General features: G+C 54.6%; 16 protein-coding genes and 1 tRNA gene. 4 read left to right on the plus strand and 13 right to left on the minus strand.

The genetic code is table 11. The annotated features are described in order from the left end of the window. Nucleotides 1–329: 329 nt before the first annotated feature. On the minus strand, nucleotides 330–1,256 hold the full coding sequence (locus R1T41_RS06220) for a LysR substrate-binding domain-containing protein (protein WP_062960571.1): 927 nt from the start codon (nucleotides 1,254–1,256) through the stop codon (nucleotides 330–332). A 154-nt stretch (nucleotides 1,257–1,410) separates the two neighbouring features. On the opposite strand from R1T41_RS06220, the gene R1T41_RS06225 reads away from it, so the two are divergent. Then, nucleotides 1,411–1,620 carry a DUF1127 domain-containing protein gene (locus R1T41_RS06225; protein ID WP_317340663.1) on the plus strand — a complete coding sequence of 70 codons (210 nt, stop codon included), beginning with the start codon at nucleotides 1,411–1,413 and terminating at the stop codon, nucleotides 1,618–1,620. A gap of 232 nt (nucleotides 1,621–1,852) precedes the next feature. Here R1T41_RS06225 and R1T41_RS06230 read toward each other — a convergent pair whose 3' ends face one another. The 3 genes from R1T41_RS06230 to R1T41_RS06240 all read right to left on the minus strand — a co-directional run bounded on the left by R1T41_RS06230 (nucleotide 1,853) and on the right by R1T41_RS06240 (nucleotide 4,646). Continuing rightward, the gene (locus tag R1T41_RS06230) at nucleotides 1,853–3,118 is read right to left on the minus strand and encodes a class I SAM-dependent methyltransferase (protein ID WP_317340665.1); all 1,266 of its coding nucleotides are present in this window, start codon (nucleotides 3,116–3,118) and stop codon (nucleotides 1,853–1,855) included. Nucleotides 3,119–3,254: 136 nt separating this feature from the next. Next, entirely contained in the window at nucleotides 3,255–4,238 is a 984-nt protein-coding gene (locus R1T41_RS06235) for an NADPH:quinone oxidoreductase family protein (RefSeq protein WP_317340667.1), read from the minus strand. Nucleotides 4,239–4,340: 102 nt separating this feature from the next. Beyond that, the gene (locus tag R1T41_RS06240; RefSeq protein WP_062951010.1) at nucleotides 4,341–4,646 is read right to left on the minus strand and encodes a hypothetical protein; all 306 of its coding nucleotides are present in this window, start codon (nucleotides 4,644–4,646) and stop codon (nucleotides 4,341–4,343) included. Between the two features lie 339 nt (nucleotides 4,647–4,985). On the opposite strand from R1T41_RS06240, the gene R1T41_RS06245 reads away from it, so the two are divergent. Further along, nucleotides 4,986–5,075 (plus strand) — tRNA-Ser (locus R1T41_RS06245). 126 nt (nucleotides 5,076–5,201) lie between these two features. On the opposite strand, the gene R1T41_RS06250 is transcribed toward R1T41_RS06245, so the two are convergent. Both R1T41_RS06250 and R1T41_RS06255 read right to left on the minus strand, forming a co-directional pair. Continuing rightward, nucleotides 5,202–5,735, minus strand: coding sequence for an SRPBCC family protein (locus tag R1T41_RS06250; RefSeq protein ID WP_317340669.1), 534 nt, complete (start codon nucleotides 5,733–5,735; stop codon nucleotides 5,202–5,204). Next, the gene (locus R1T41_RS06255) at nucleotides 5,732–6,100 is read right to left on the minus strand and encodes a metalloregulator ArsR/SmtB family transcription factor (protein ID WP_317340671.1); all 369 of its coding nucleotides are present in this window, start codon (nucleotides 6,098–6,100) and stop codon (nucleotides 5,732–5,734) included. Before R1T41_RS06255 ends, R1T41_RS06250 begins: the two co-directional genes overlap by 4 nt. Nucleotides 6,101–6,279: 179 nt before the next feature. Here R1T41_RS06255 and R1T41_RS06260 point away from each other — a divergent pair, with 179 nt between their 5' ends. Continuing rightward, on the plus strand, nucleotides 6,280–8,082 hold the full coding sequence (locus R1T41_RS06260; RefSeq protein WP_097051668.1) for a monovalent cation:proton antiporter-2 (CPA2) family protein: 1,803 nt from the start codon (nucleotides 6,280–6,282) through the stop codon (nucleotides 8,080–8,082). Nucleotides 8,083–8,094: 12 nt separating this feature from the next. On the opposite strand, the gene R1T41_RS06265 is transcribed toward R1T41_RS06260, so the two are convergent. Both R1T41_RS06265 and R1T41_RS06270 read right to left on the minus strand, forming a co-directional pair. After that, nucleotides 8,095–8,628, minus strand: coding sequence for an NUDIX hydrolase (locus R1T41_RS06265; protein WP_317340673.1), 534 nt, complete (start codon nucleotides 8,626–8,628; stop codon nucleotides 8,095–8,097). A 96-nt stretch (nucleotides 8,629–8,724) separates the two neighbouring features. Continuing rightward, nucleotides 8,725–9,381, minus strand: a complete 657-nt coding sequence (locus tag R1T41_RS06270) for an NAD(P)-dependent oxidoreductase (protein ID WP_317340674.1) — start codon at nucleotides 9,379–9,381, stop codon at nucleotides 8,725–8,727. A gap of 196 nt (nucleotides 9,382–9,577) precedes the next feature. Between R1T41_RS06270 and R1T41_RS06275 the strand changes: the two genes are divergently transcribed. Then, nucleotides 9,578–10,135, plus strand: coding sequence for a DJ-1/PfpI/YhbO family deglycase/protease (locus tag R1T41_RS06275; RefSeq protein WP_062950997.1), 558 nt, complete (start codon nucleotides 9,578–9,580; stop codon nucleotides 10,133–10,135). Between the two features lie 70 nt (nucleotides 10,136–10,205). Here the strand turns inward: R1T41_RS06275 and R1T41_RS06280 are convergent, their stop codons facing one another. The 5 genes from R1T41_RS06280 to hutG form a co-directional block, all read right to left on the minus strand. Further along, the gene (locus R1T41_RS06280) at nucleotides 10,206–11,753 is read right to left on the minus strand and encodes a TRAP transporter large permease subunit (RefSeq protein WP_114109406.1); all 1,548 of its coding nucleotides are present in this window, start codon (nucleotides 11,751–11,753) and stop codon (nucleotides 10,206–10,208) included. Further along, entirely contained in the window at nucleotides 11,753–12,256 is a 504-nt protein-coding gene (locus R1T41_RS06285; protein ID WP_037987601.1) for a TRAP transporter small permease subunit, read from the minus strand. Before R1T41_RS06285 ends, R1T41_RS06280 begins: the two co-directional genes overlap by 1 nt. A 60-nt stretch (nucleotides 12,257–12,316) precedes the next feature. Further along, nucleotides 12,317–13,414 (minus strand): TRAP transporter substrate-binding protein, encoded by a 1,098-nt coding sequence (locus tag R1T41_RS06290; protein ID WP_317340678.1) that lies wholly within the window; start codon nucleotides 13,412–13,414, stop codon nucleotides 12,317–12,319. A gap of 71 nt (nucleotides 13,415–13,485) precedes the next feature. After that, nucleotides 13,486–15,162, minus strand: a complete 1,677-nt coding sequence (hutU, locus tag R1T41_RS06295) for a urocanate hydratase (protein ID WP_247794747.1) — start codon at nucleotides 15,160–15,162, stop codon at nucleotides 13,486–13,488. After that, entirely contained in the window at nucleotides 15,159–15,959 is an 801-nt protein-coding gene (gene hutG / locus R1T41_RS06300) for an N-formylglutamate deformylase (RefSeq protein ID WP_317340681.1), read from the minus strand. Before hutG ends, hutU begins: the two co-directional genes overlap by 4 nt.

A 15,959-nucleotide genomic window follows, 5' to 3' on the forward strand; every position in this document is an offset into this window, starting at 1 on the left:
ATCAGCGCCCCAAATGCGCCCCCGAAATAGCGGGAAATTTTTCCCGGGTTCCCCATTTTCCGTGCGATGCACGTCTCGCCTGCTTGCCGCGTCATATTTATTCCTGAAATGTGCCCGGCTCGAAGCCCGAACCCCGGCAGGGCCAATACGCATCATTGGATCATCTGACACAATTACGGACGCACTGTTCGAAACGTTCCGGACAATTCCCGCCAAGAATAACGGGGACTGGTTACGCCGACGTTACGTCCGCAACGCATCTTGATCCAAACGACATATTCATAATGAGGAATAAAATGGTTCAATTTCAAGGCATCATCTTGAAACTGTCATTCCGCCCCTGATTCTTTTTGCAAAAGCTTGCGCTTGTCCGTCTCCATCCTGATTTCGGTCATCAACCAGTCGCGAAACGCCCGCACCTTGCGCCGCTCCAGACGTCCCTCGGGATAACACAGTGAATAGGCATACGGGCTATCTACCGGCAAATCGAACGGCACGGTCAAACGATTGGTTACCACATATTCCCCAATCATCGCCGGGTCTGAAATCACCGCGCCAAATCCGCTGGCCGCAGCTTCCATCGCCATATCAAGAGTAGCAAAAACCGGCCCCCGGTCGGGATCAACCCCCTCTATCCCCGTACCCTTCAGCCATATGCGCCAATCTTCTCGCTGAGCCGAACAATGCAGCAGGGTAACGCGACCAAGGTCTTCTGGGGTTTTCAGTTCTTTCGCAAGATTGGGGTGGCACACCGGCAAAAGCCGTTCACCGGTCAAAAATTCGTGTACCAGTTGATCACCGGGCGTATCGGCAAAACGGATGGCAATATCGGTTTCATTAAAATCTACCGGGGCGGCATCGTCGCTATATGTTCCCAACTGCACTTGCAGGTCGGGATGTTCCATCTGAAACCGTCCAAGGCGCGGCACGATCCAGCGCATCGCAAATGTCAGAGGCGACAGGACCTTAAGCTGCGTATCATCCGGCCGGTTTTCGATCCGCGACACGGCCAGCTCGATCGAATCAAATGCCGCAGTTAACGACGACAGCAAGTTGCGCCCCGGTCGCGTCAGCTTGAGGCGCCGGTGATGACGTTCAAACAATTGCCGCCCCAACACATCCTCAAGATGCTGCACCTGTCGGCTAACGGCCCCTTGCGTCACATTAAGCTCATGTGAAGCTTTGGTGAAACTTTCAAGACGGCCGGCAACTTCAAAGGCACGAAGCGCATTTAACGGCAATGGGCGGCGTTTCATGGCAACCAACTTGCATGATTAAAAATCATGCAATGATGACTAAAGATGGTTTGAGCGCAAGTGCTTTTAAGCGTAACTCTGGGTTTAACAGAACGAGACACATTCAGGCCGCATACAAACCGAGAGCTGGCCGATAGATTGAAGGAATGAGATCATGGTCGCGATCACCAAAAATGCCGGCGCTTTTGTCACCACCCGCCGTCACCACAACAGCGTAAATGTTATGGAATTGCCGCGTCAGTGGGCAAAACGTTATGTTCTCCGCCAGAAGCTTGCGACGATGGACAGCCATCTGCTGCGCGACATTGGCTGGGACGTATATGAAGCACGTATCGAAGCCGCCAAGCCATTCTGGAAAGCCTGAGCATTCCGCTTAAAGGCTCCAAAACGAGAGTATTTATTATGTCTCCCCGACTTTTCCGCTTGCAGGGGCCGCTTTCATTCCCCCTGCAGGTTATTGAAGCGCTGACAAGCGTCTTCAGTCTCCCGACACGCAAGACCGAGATTCGTACCCGTTATTGACGGTTTTGTGTTCCTGATTGCCGGCCATCCCCCGATGGTCGGCATTTTTTTTACCCGGATAACCCCGAACCGGATTACCTCTCTGGATGCAGGTACATCAGGTTTGCTGCATTCAGCACCGAATACATCACCGCGAACTGGGCATCAAACTCATATTTGTCGGGTCTCGGGTCAAACATCTCGTAAATCTGGCCGACCGTGCGTTTGCCATTGATGCGCGTCAGAATGCCGGGGCTAGCCGGGGGCAGGCTGCGCGTTACAGATAATCCGGTAAAATTGATCTTGATATGGCCGGTTTTGGCGACAGAACGGGCCAACGCAGCCCCGTCTATACGCACAAAGAATGGCACCGCATTACGATCAGGTACGGGCGGTTTGACCTTGTTTTCCGATTTCACCACATAAAACAGATGCTTGGTAATGTTGCCTGCCATCAATTCGGCCAATGCGGCGCGCTTACGGAACGGCACATGTACGGCCTTGTCCAGAACGTCGTGGCGCGAACAATAGGTCGTCGGGTCATAGCGCATCGGTTCGATGAATTGCTGAAGCCGCAAACCGGCTTTCTCGACAAAATCAAAAACCTCGTCAACGCGATATGCCCGATCCTGCTGATGCAAAAGCAGATCATAAAACCCGGAGTCTCCCCCCTGGATGTGATCATTTACAAACGGGTTACGCTTCAGCCAGTTTGTGCCAGGCAATGAGTCAAACAGTGCCTTGCCAAGATTAAGCCGCTTGCGCCCACCAGTTTCCGCCGAAAGGCGGTCCATCATCTCCTGCATATGATAAACGCCGATCCGGCCAAGTTCGCCGTAAACCATTAACCCCATACCGCCTTTGGGTTTAAGCGCATCGGCCAACGCCTTTAACCCGGCATCCGGGTCGGGCAGATGATGAAGCACACCACAGCAATCAATATAGTCAAACGGACCATATTTTCCGGCCAGATCAACAAACGATCCGGTAACAAATTTGACGTTCTTTTCAAGGTTGCGGCGTTTGATCCGTGCCTCGGCGATCTCGCGCGAGCTTTCCGAAAGATCGATATAGACAATCTCGACCTTGGCCTTGCGATCACGCGCCTGCTGCGCCAGCATCACCAGCGCGTCCCCGGTACCACCGCCTGCGACAAGTATTTTTATCTTTTTGTCATTCGCCGACGGATCGTGGCCACCAAAGATGAAATGAACCACTTCGTCCCAGTTTCCTGGTGATCCCACGACGAGGCGCTGGTCTTCATCCTTCGGATCACGGGCCGGGTAGGGGAAGGTTTCATATTGTGCCCGCGTTTTATCGGACGCTTTCGGCTCGTCTGGCTTTTTCCGGGTTTCGGACATCAGCGGCATTCCAATGGATCAACAGGTGCTTTAGCAAGCCCGGCAGGGAGCCCGCAGGACGGAACGATATCAGGGACGGCAACATCCTATAAAATTTCAAGGATTTGATTAATAGAATAATCGTCAGGCGACGAACTCATTCGCCGCAGCGGATCACAAGCTTCCCCGTCGCAGTCCGGTTACGGATCGCTTCTAGTGCCACCATCGCGTCGGAAAGCGAATAAACCGCCGACACCATTGGTGATATCTTCCCCGATGACAGCAGATCCAGAAGCTCAGCCATGCCTGCCTTTGAGATATCCGGGTTCTGTTCCAGATAGGCCCCGAAATAAAAGCCAAGTGCGGCGACATTCTTGACCAGAAGGATGTTGGCCGGAATTTGCGGCACCGATCCGCTGGCAAATCCGATCAGAAGGATACGTGCGCCGGGCGCAACACAACGCAGGCTCTGATCAAACACGTCGCCACCGACCGGGTCATAAACCACATCCGCCCCCGTTCGACCGATCCCGGCACAGATTTCCTTTACCCGGTCCCGAATGCTTTCGGATTTGTAGTCAATCACATGATCCGCGCCATGCGCTTTGGCGATGGCGCATTTTGGCTCCCCACCCGCGGTTGCGATGACGGTGGCACCCAAAAGTCTGGCGCACTCCACCGCCGTAAGGCCAACACCCCCTGCTGCCCCGTGGACAAGAACGACTTCCCCGCGCTGCAAGTTGGCGCGATATTTCAATCCAAACCATGATGTTCCATAGGCAATCTGGAATGCAGCCGCCGAATTAAATTCGACATTATCGGGCAGGATAGTTACAGATTCTGCATCCACCGCGATCTTTTCCCCATACCCGCCCCAGTCGGGCATTGCCATAACCCGATCCCCGATTTTAAGGCCCCGCACATTCGGACCAACCGCCGAAACTGTCCCGGCAATTTCAAACCCTGGCGCAAACGGGCCCTGGGGGCGCTTCTGGTATTTGCCTTCAAGGATCAGCGTATCGGCAAAATTGACGCCACACGCTGCGATATCAATGATGACGTCACGGGATTGTGCGAACGGTTCATCGCAATCGATCAGCATCGGCGCGTCGCCAAATGCCTTGCATATCCATGCCTTCATGGCTGTTTTCCATATCGTGATCCTGCCCGATCACAGACAGTGTGCCGCGCGCAAATCGATCCGACAAGGAAAAGCCCGACAAAAGACAAAGATGAAAAAGTCTTAGAAAAACTTCTGACGCCTGCGTTTGCGGGTCATCAGCAACAGCAGGATACCCGGCACCAGCAAAATGATGAAGGCCGGGGCAAGAAGAGCCGGAACAAACGCATTGTCCCAAATCCAGGCCGAGATATAACGCTGGATCACGGACTGTAACAGGTTCAGGCTTCCGGCATCCAACCGATACCAGAGCTCGCCTGCCGCCACAAAGCGGAACGTTCCTGTCTGAAGCGCGGTAATGCCATCACCGACCAGCACAGCAAGACTGGCAAACAGCAATATCCATCCCAACGCTCTGAAAAGCCACATAGCCGTCTCCGAATTCCCGGTCAGAACTTTTCGTTTTCGTTATGATCGCGGCCACGCTACCGGCTTTGCCCCGCCAGCGTGAAGGTTTCCGCGAATCACCCTATCGTCCCGGTACATCTGGAACCATAGCCTGAAACCTTAGAGGCGATTGATCAACAAGAAGTAAATATTGGACAAATTGCTACAACTTTATCCGTCAAGTTATTGTAACAAGGGCACTTGTTCGCCGTTTGGATAGCGACCTGAACAAACATCAAAAAGTACGGGATTTTGCCTTGTCAACCGGGGTCGGGTCGGCTAATGTCCGCCCGCTTTCGCGATATATACAAGATCGCATGTGGAGAGGTGGCCGAGTGGTTTAAGGCGCACGCCTGGAAAGCGTGTTGGGGTGTAAGCCCCTCAGGGGTTCGAATCCCCTCCTCTCTGCCACTTTATCAGTCATGAACACGTGACCGATTGCATTCCCCGATAATCTCTACGTTTAGAACGATAGCAGGGGACGGCAATCCCCTCCCCCACTCAATATTCAAACATCCTGATTACTGCTGATCACAATTACGCAGGTATTTTGCGACCATAGGCATCCTTCAGCCGCGCCCAATTATTCCAGAACGGCTCGGGCTCAATGCCTGAAATCCGACCGGTCAGAATATCGATATGCGCATGCCATCCGGTACTGACACTGAGCAGGTTCGACCGATCGGCAAGGCGGCGATGGATGATTGTCAGCAATACCTGATCGCCGCTTGGTTCCAGCTCGAACGACACATCCCCGCTGCCAACCCAGGTAAAGGCAAGCCTGCGTAGCGGTTCAAGTGCGGTAATCTTGCTTTGCATCCGGTGTTCGCCGCCAAACCCGGCCGGTTTGTTTCCCGGCGGGTTGGTCAGGGTATCGTTGCGCCAGACAAATTCGAACGGTGCGCCGACCTTCAATTCCATCCCGGCCGATGCCAGCCATTTGCTGAGAAACTCATCTTCGGTCAGATAGGACCAGACCCTTTCGATCGGGCCGGGCAAAAGTCGCTGGATTTTAAGCGTCGCGGGCTCAATCAATGTGCCGAAATCGTCTATCTTTCCAAAATTGGTCATTGGGTGTCTCCCGTCCTGGAATTGGGGCTGATCTTAGCGTCATCCCTGCGCAACAGATTTTCCAGAACATCAAGCCGTTCGTTCCAGAACCGCGCATAGAAGCCAAGCCATTCATAGGCACTCGCCAGCGGGGCAGGATCAAGGTGGCAATAATGAGTGCGCCATCTGATTTCGCGCCGGATCAATCCGGCACTTTCCAGCACCTTGATATGCTTCGATGCCGCGGCTAGTGAAATGGCAAATGGTTCCGCAAGCTGACTGACAGTCCTCTCCCCTTCCGACAGATCAAAAAGCATCTGCCGACGCGTCGGGTCACCAAGCGCGTGAAAAACCGCATTCATCTGCTGTGCATTTAATTCAACCATACAGTTGAATGTAAATTCCACCCCATACTGAGTCAACCATCCTGTTAAATGATGTCACTCTCTTTCGGCACGAGGTTTTAGATGCGCGATGTTTACGCGCCCGCTAAACTGAAAATCCGGGGACAAGCCACCCGATATAATTGGCAAAAAACCACATCAAGCACGGGGACAACGACAAAATGGCAGTAATTGAAGGCGGGTTCCTGCACACGGCGGTCCTTTTCCTTGGTGCAGCCGTAATCGCAGTGCCTATCTTTAAAAAACTGCGTCTGGGTTCCGTGCTGGGGTATCTGTGCGCAGGGGCATTGATCGGACCATTTGGCCTTGCCCTGATTGCAGAACCGGAAGAAGTCCTGCATTTCGCCGAGTTTGGCGTTGTTCTTTTGCTGTTTATTATTGGTCTTGAATTACGTCCCCAACGCCTGTGGGCGATGAAAGGCGAGATTTTCGGACTGGGTCTGATGCAGGTTGCCGTCACTGCCGCTCTTCTTTATGCCGTGCTGATTGCTTTTGACTGGCCGTGGCAGCAGGCCGTGATTGCCTCCCTTGCCCTGTCGCTTTCCTCAACCGCCTTTGCCCTTCAAATCCTTGAAGAAAAGGGCACACTCAATAGCGACCATGGCAATACCGCCTTTTCGATCCTGCTGTTTCAGGACCTTGCCATTGTGCCGCTGATCGCCCTTGTCGCATGGCTCAGTCCGACAAGCGACGGCGGCGAAGCCGGAACCGACTGGATATATATTGCCAAGACCATCGGTGCGATTGCACTGGTTATCGGGGCGGGCAAATATCTGCTTAATCCGTTTTTCCGTATCATTGCCCTGACCCGGGCACAGGAAATCTTCACGTCTGCCGCACTGCTGCTGGTGATCGGCGCGGCCCTTCTGATGCAAGCAGTCGGTCTGTCGATGGCACTTGGCGCGTTTCTGGTTGGTGTGATGCTGGCAGATTCCGAATATCGACATCAGCTTGAAACCGATATCGAGCCCTTCCGTGGCATCCTGCTGGGTCTGTTTTTCATCGCGGTCGGCATGTCGGTCAACTGGCCGTTGGTCGCCGATAATATCGGAATTGTTCTGGCATCGGTTGCCGGGCTGATGGCAATCAAGGGGATCGTGGTTTATGGCCTGTGCCGGATTTTTCGCAAATGTCACGCGACCGCCTGGCGGGCCGCGATCACCATCCCGCAGGGGGGTGAATTTGCCTTTGTCCTGTTTAGCATGGCGGCATCGCTTGCCGTCATCAGTGCCACACGCGCCAACCTTCTGACCGCCATCGTCACCCTTTCGATGGCTGCCACCCCGCTTGTCGGTGCGATTGCCGAAAAACTGTCTGCCAAACTGCGCAAGGATGATCAGCCGGATGTGGACGGCATCGAAATGGCCGAACTGCAATCGGTGATCATTGTCGGCTTTGGCCGTTTCGGACAAATCATTTCACGTGTCATGGCAGCCCGTGGCATCAACGCCACCGCGATCGACAATGATCCGAAACGCATCCAGATGGCCAGCCTTTATGGCAACAAGGTCTATTTCGGCGATGTCCGGCGAAGCGATGTTCTTGCCACCGCCGGAGCCGCGAATGCCGATTTGATCTGCCTGTGTATCAATGATCGTGAGGCGACCAGACAGGCCGCCAAATATATCAGCGAACTCTTTCCCAAACCGAAATTGCTGGTGCGTGTTTACGACCGCAACCATGCACTCGATCTTATGGAAATCGGGCTTGGCGTCGAACAGCTTTATCGCGAAACCTTTGATGCAGGTGTTTCCATGGCACGCCACGGGCTTTCAATGCTTGAAACCGAACACGATGTCATTGATCAGATTGCAGATGAATTTCGTCGTCGGGATATCGATATGCTGCACGCCCAAGTGGCCGAAGGCCGCATTGCCGGCATGGCAAAGGTTCATGAAAGCTATCAGCTTGACCGCAATGATGCGCGCACCAACAAGGATGATCCGGCAATGTCGCGGCTGTAATTGTCCGCTCCGTTAACCTTGGGCAAAACCCCGAAGCTTGTCACGCATCACCAGAACCGAATGCTCGTCGGTGTAATCCTCCAGCCGGTCAAGCGCCACCCATGCCAGATCATCGGATTCATCGGTGATCTTCAGAGGATCGCGCATGTCGGCTTCAAACAGGAACCGCATGTCATAATGCAGATGCGCTGGTCCCTTGGCATTTTCTGGAATTTCGTGAATGTCGATATCAAAAATCGCAGATGACAGGGGCCGTATCCACGAAAGCCCGCTTTCCTCATAAGCCTCGCGCTGGGCAACAAACAACACATCACGCACTCCGTCACAATGCCCGCCAAGCTGAAGCCATCGTTTAAGCTTCCGGTGATGGGTCAGCACCACATGACTGCGCTTTTCATTCACGACAAAGGCCGATCCCGTGACATGTGACGTTACCGAATCATTTTCAAATGCCTTGGGTTCACCTGCGATAAAGTCACTGATACGTAGGTGGTTTTCCAGGTCACGATCAGACTGTGGGACAAAGCTGGCAAGGTCGATATGCATGATATTCCGGTGTTTGAAATTGACGGTTTGCCGACCCTAGCTGAAGCCGCCACAGCAGAACAACCGAAAACCCGGAAGCATAAAGACGAAGTCAACCTATTTCCGGACGATCCGATTTACCGCATCGGAAATCTCCGTTCCACCATCGGTCAGTTCGATAATCTCCCGCCGGATTTCCGGGGTTTCAATCAATTTGGCCAGAAACTGCGCAACATTGCCACGCTTGACCGTGCCGTAAGGAATCGCAAATCCGGCGTTCACGCGCCCGTCCTGATCTTCATGCAACAATGTTCCCGGCCGGAGGATCACCCAATCGCGATCAGATGCCGCCACATCGGCATCGGCGCGCTTTTTCTCGGTCATGTAATGTTCAAACCGCGGATTGGGGTCTTTGCCGCGTCCGGCTTCGGGGAAGGCGGAAACAAGATAAAGCCGCGAAATGCCTTCCTGCTTCATCGCCGCCAACACATGCCCCGGCCCGTCGCCATCAATTCGCGTGGTCCGGTCAAGGCCGCTGCCCGCCGCCCCGGATGAAAAGATAACAATGTCATGACCCCGGATCAAAGGGGCAAGTGTTTCGGCAGTCAGTTCCATCAGGTCACCAGCAACCGGTGTAATCCCTGCATTCCTGAGGTTATCGGCCTGTTCGGTTTTACGATGCAGCCCTGTAACCTGATGCCCGTTCGCCAGTAAAATCGGCGCCAGACGATGACCGATGCCCCCCGTGACGCCAATGATGAAAACCCGTGCCATATCGCGTCTCCGACTTCTTCATTTCGATGCAAACCTGTCTTTAGAGCTAGTTTGCAACCTTTCGATGTCAATAAGAGCCGCAGTTTCCAGTTGGCTCGGACATCGGCACAAAATTGCCACAGGAAAATTTGGAACGTTTTGAAATCATAACCGTTGGTGAGGTGTAGCGCTCGACATCAATGAAAGGAGAGACGTTATGCCTGCGATTGATACCGCAAAGATTCTTATTCTCGCGACCGATGGCTATGAACGTTCGGAATTGCGTGTTCCGCGCGACAAACTGTCGACCCACGGGGCTGATGTCAAAATCGCATCTCCCAAATCATCTCCGATCAAAAGCTGGGATAAAAAGGATTGGGGCGACACGGTCGATGTCGATATCGAAGTCAAAGATGTCGATATCAACGATTACGACGCACTGGTTATCCCCGGCGGCCAGATCAATCCCGATCTTCTGCGCAATGACGAGGCATCCGTCAGTCTGGTCCGTGAATTCGTCGCATCCGGTAAACCGGTTGCAGCGATTTGCCACGGCCCGTGGCTTCTGGTCGAAGCTGGTGCTCTGCGCGGGCGCGCCGCAACTTCATACAGTTCGATCAAAACCGACTTGCTGAATGCCGGTGCGGTTTGGCGCGATGAACCCGTGGTCTGCGATCAGGCGATTATCACGTCACGCAATCCTAACGATCTTGATGCCTTTGTTTCCAAGATTGTCGAGGAAGTCAGCGAGGGTAAACATCGTCGCGCTGCATAACCGATCAAGGTCCCCCGCCTGATCAACAAAACGCCCCGGTTTTCCCCGGGGCGTTTTTTATTCAAAGTCATCAGAAAACCACGCTTGGCAACCATTTGGCCAAAGACGGCCATAGCCAGATCACGAAGATGCCGAACACCTGAAGTGCGATAAACGGCACCACACCGGCATAAATCTGTCCGGTGGTGATTTCAGGTGGTGCGGCACTGCGCAGGTAAAACAGCGAGAAGCCGAATGGCGGCGTTAAGAACGACGTCTGCAGATTGATCGCAATCAGGATCGCCAGCCACACCGGATCATGCCCCATCATGATCAGCCCAGGTGCGATCAATGGCAGCAGGATCACCGTGATTTCCACAAAATCAAGGAAGAAGCCCAGAACGAAAATCACCGCCATGCAGAAGAACAACGCCCCCATCGGGCCACCGGGCATGGATTCAAGGATTTCCGCGACATGATCTTCGCCACCCAACCCGATAAATACCAGCGAAAACATGCTGGCGGTCAGGATGGTGGCAAAGATCATTGCCGTCACCGTCATCGTCGATGTCAGGGCGGATTTCAGAACATCCGCCTTCCATGCCTGCTTCAAGCAGGCGGCAATAGCCGCAACACCGATGATCGCCAGCACGACATAACCCGCACCAAAAACGTAATCCAGCCCGTCCAGATCGTTGCGCTGAAACCGGACCGGTGCAATCCCGGCCATGACAGCAAGGACAAGAAGGGCCGCAGTTCCCGCCAGCACCAGATTGCGACTGGCACCCTGCCGGATACCCGCCATCAGGATCGCGCCAATCGCGCCGACCGATGCGGCCTCCGTCGGGGTCGCGATTCCACCAAGGATCGCACCCAGAACCGCAATAATCAGCAAAACCGGCGGCAGGATGGCGCGGATCACCTCGCCCACATCCGGACGACCATCGTCACTTTTGACTGGCGGCATATCATTTGGCCGGAAAAAACCGCGCAGCAGGATATAGGCGATATAAATCACCACCAGCGTCAGACCAGGGATCAGGGCGCCTGCAAAAATCTGCCCTACCGAAATGGTTTCGATGGTGAACTTGCCCTGTTCGTACTGTGCCTGCTGATAGGCCGATGACATCACATCCGACAGAATGATCAGAAGCGTCGAGGGTGGAATGATCTGCCCCAATGTCCCCGCCGTGCATACAAGCCCCGATGCCATTTTCGGGTTATAGCCAGTGCGCAACATGGTCGGCAGCGCGATCATGCCCATGGCAATCACGGTTGCACCAACAATCCCCGTCGATGCCGCCAGCAACGCGCCCACCAGAACGACCGAAATGCCAAGCCCGCCGCGCAACTGGCCAAACAACCGGCCCATGGTATGCAACAGATCTTCGGCGATGCGTGATCGTTCAAGAACCACGCCCATCAGAACGAATAACGGAATGGCAATCAGCACGTCATTGGTCAGAACGCCAAACACCCGCTGGCCAAGGGCGCCCATCAACGCAATATTCATCGCGTCCGTCGCCCAGCCGATAAAGGCAAAAATCACCGCAACGCCGGCAATGGAAAACGACACTGGAAAGCCCAGCAAAATGCAGCCCATCAGGGCCGCGAACATCAATAGATCAAGATATTCCATCAGGCGGTACGCCCCCGCAGAATGATAATTTGCCGCAGAAGACAGGCAACCGACTGAATAATCAAAAGAATACAAAAGGCCGGAATCAGGGATTTAAGCAACCAGACGGCAGGAATACCCCCGACCGAAATCGCCCCTTCCAGCATCGAAACGGAATTAACCACCGACGGCCATGACCAATACAGCAACGTCGCCATCGACGGGATCGCCAGCACGACATAGCCAAAGGCATCAATCCTGGCCTTGGTCGTTTCATGCGCTGCGGCATAGAAAATATCGACCCGTACATGACGATCAACCAGAAGCGTATAACCCGCACCCAGCATGAAAAGCCCGGAATGCAGGTAAAGCACGCTTTCATTTAACGCGATCGAACTGAACCCGAAAACATAGCGCAGCAAAACCACGGCAAACTGCAAAAGAACCATCAGAAGTGCGAACCATCGCACAGTCATTCCGGTCCACTGGTTCACCTGATCCAGTGCATCAGCAAGGCGTTGCATGAAATCCCCCGCGAAACGACAAAACCGGCGCGAGCAAACCCGCGCCGGTCTTCAGTTCTATCAGAAGCCAAGGACCTTGGCGCGCGCATTCATCTGACCATTATCGGCATAGGCCATGTAGCCGCCAATAAGATCACGATAGGCAACAAAGCTTTCGGCTGTTTTGCGTGTCAGTGCATCGTCACTTTCGCGAAGCTCGCCAATGACTTCGGCAGCTGCCTTGCCCATTGCTTCGATCACATCATCAGGCAACATGCGCACCTGCACTTCCTGTTCGGCAACAAGCTGCTTCAGCGCCATCGCATGCTTGGTCTCGTACTCGGTCCAGACCTCGTTATAAAGGCTGTCACAGGCAAATTTGACCACGGCCTTAAGATCGTCGGGAAGGTCAGCATATGCCTTGGCATTTACCGCGCATTCCTCGGCCGAGGACGGCTCGCCCACACCGGGCCAATAGTAATTCTTGGCAACCTGATAGAAGCCAAGCGCACTATCGGACCACGGACCGATGAACTCGCCCGCGTCAAGCGCACCGGACTGCAATGCCTGGAACATATCACGCCCGCCCATGGCCTGAACCGCCATGCCAAGCTTTGCACACATTTCCGATGCAAGGCCGGTGGTACGGAATTTAAGCCCCTTAAGGTCTTCGGCCGATTTGATTTCATTGCGGAACCAGCCAGCCCACTGTGGGCCAGAGTTCCCGCAAAGGAACGGTTTCAGTCCAAACTGGCCATAAATCTCGTCATAAAGTTCCTGACCGCCACCATGGGTCAGCCAGCCAACCTGCTCGTCTGCACGCAGGCCGAACGGCTGCGACCCGAACAGAAGAATGCCCTTGGATTTCGATCCCCAATAAGCAGGAACCGCGTGATAAATGTCCGCAGTCCCTTCGGCAACCGCATCAAACACGCCGTTGCCGGGCACCAGTTCACCGGCGGCATGCAACTTGACCTCGATCCGGCCACCCGAAAGGGTCGTGATGCGATCAGCCAGTTTCTGTGCGGCAACGCCTGGTCCAGGCAGGTTTTTGGGCCAGGCGGTCACCATGTTCCACTGTCGCTTGTCCTGTGCAATGGCGGGGGTGGCAAAGGTCGCCGCGACGGCAGCAGCACCGGCACCGGCAACACCGGCGGTCAGAAATTCACGTCTTTTCATTTTATATAGCCTCCTTGATGAAGAACCCTGATTGGTCGGGGGCATTTGCCCCCTGCCCGTATTTCGTCAGATTACTTGCCAAGAATCCCGGGAAGATTAAGCCCGTGTTCTCGTGCACAATCCAGTGCGATGTCATATCCCGCATCGGCATGACGCATCACGCCGGTTGCCGGATCATTCCAAAGGACACGTTCGACCCTACGTGCGGCATCTTCCGTACCGTCACAACAAATCACCATGCCGGAATGCTGCGAAAAGCCCATTCCGACACCGCCACCATGATGCAGCGAGACCCATGTGGCCCCCGATGCCGTATTCAGCAGCGCATTAAGCAACGGCCAGTCACTGACCGCATCCGAACCATCTTTCATGGCCTCAGTTTCGCGGTTCGGGCTTGCAACCGAACCACTGTCCAGATGGTCGCGACCGATCACCACCGGGGCTTTCAGTTCACCGTTTTTGACCATCTCGTTAAAGGCAAGCCCGAGACGGTGACGCTGTCCCAGACCGACCCAGCAAATACGCGCGGGCAACCCCTGGAACGAAATGCGTTCGCGCGCCATATCCAGCCAGTTATGCAGATGCTTGTCATCCGGAATCAGTTCCTTGACCTTCTGATCGGTCTTGTAGATATCCTCGGGATCGCCCGACAACGCCGCCCAGCGGAACGGTCCGATCCCCTTGCAAAACAGCGGCCGGATATAGGCCGGGACAAATCCCGGAAACGCAAAGGCGTTCTCGAACCCTTCTTCGAGTGCCATCTGACGAATGTTGTTGCCGTAATCGACGGTCGGGATACCCGCATCGTGGAAGGCAACCATCGCCTCGACCTGAACGCGCATCGATGCGCGCGCCGCTTTTGCCACGGCTTTCGGATCAGATTCCTGCTTCTCGCGCCATTCGGCCACGGACCAGCCCTGTGGCAGGTAACCATGAACCGGATCATGGGCCGATGTCTGGTCGGTCACGATATCCGGGCGAACGCCACGTTTGACCAGTTCCGGGAACACATCGGCGGCATTGCCGATCAGGGCAACCGATTTTGCCTCGCCCGCCTTGGTCCAGCGATCAATCATCGCCAGTGCTTCGTCCAGCGAATGGGTTTTTTCATCGACATAACGGGTACGAAGGCGGAAATCGGCCCGCGTTTCATCGCATTCCACGGCCAGACAGCATGCACCGGCCATAACGGCGGCCAATGGTTGTGCGCCGCCCATACCGCCAAGACCACCCGTCAGGATCCATTTGCCCGTAAGACTGCCGCCATAATGCTGACGCCCGGCCTCGACAAAGGTTTCATAGGTGCCCTGAACGATGCCCTGTGATCCGATATAAATCCATGAACCCGCCGTCATCTGGCCATACATCGCCAGACCTTTTTTATCGAGTTCGTTGAAATGATCCCAATTGGCCCAATGCGGCACAAGATTGGAATTGGCAATCAAGACACGCGGCGCATCCTTGTGGGTGCGGAACACGCCCACCGGCTTGCCCGACTGCACCAAAAGAGTCTGATCATCTTCCAGTTCCTTCAGGCTGGCAACGATCTGGTCAAAATCCTTCCAGGTACGTGCCGCCCGGCCAATGCCACCATAAACCACCAGCTCATGCGGGTTTTCGGCCACATCGGGATGCAGGTTATTCATCAACATGCGCATCGGTGCTTCTGTCAGCCAGCTTTTCGCGGTGATTTCCGTGCCGGTTGCCGGATAGACATCGCGCTGGTTATGCCGCGGATTGTTGCTCATGATTTGCCTCTTAACGTCGGGGCCAGTTCGGCCAATTTTTCAAGAATGGAAGTCAGATGCGTGCGCAGTTTTGCGGCACGGCTTTCGTCATAGGCCCAGGGTGCTGCCTCGGCCTGAAGATAGGTTGATTGCGCCAGTTCCATCTGGATGGCGTGCTGATTGATATCGAGGCGACCGTAATGGCGCGTGGTCCAGCCGCCTTTGAAACGGCCATTGAGGATGCTGGTGTAATCCTTCGCCGCGGCACAGATATCACGCGTTGCCGCCTCGATCACCAGATCGCAGGTCGTACCCAGATTGGTGCCGATATTGAAATCGGGAAGCTTCCCGTCAAACAGGAACGGGATATGTGACCGGATCGAATGGCAATCATACAGGATCGCAACCCCGTGCTTTTCACGCACCCGGTCAAGCTCGCTTGCCAATGCCTGATGATAGGCGCTGTGAAAATGATGCGCCCGAAACGCGATATCATCGTCGTCAGGGGCCTGATCCCAGATGTTTTCACCATCAAAATCGGTTAACGGCACCAAGGTCGTGGTGTTCTGACCGGGATACAGACTGACCCCTGCCGGGTCACGATTGGCATCGATCACGTAACGGTGGAACGTTGCCCGAACCGTCGTGACATTATCCAGAAGCCCGTCATAAAGCGTATGGATATGCCAATCCGTATCGGCAAGTTCGCGCCCGCGATCATTCAGTTTTGCGGCAATGTCGTCTGGAACATAGGTCCCCGTATGGGGTAATCCCAGAACGATGGGGCCATCGCCGCGTTGTATTTCCACAGGATTCAT

The organism is Thalassospira lucentensis, from assembly GCF_032921865.1.
Classification (GTDB): domain Bacteria; phylum Pseudomonadota; class Alphaproteobacteria; order Rhodospirillales; family Thalassospiraceae; genus Thalassospira; species Thalassospira lucentensis_A.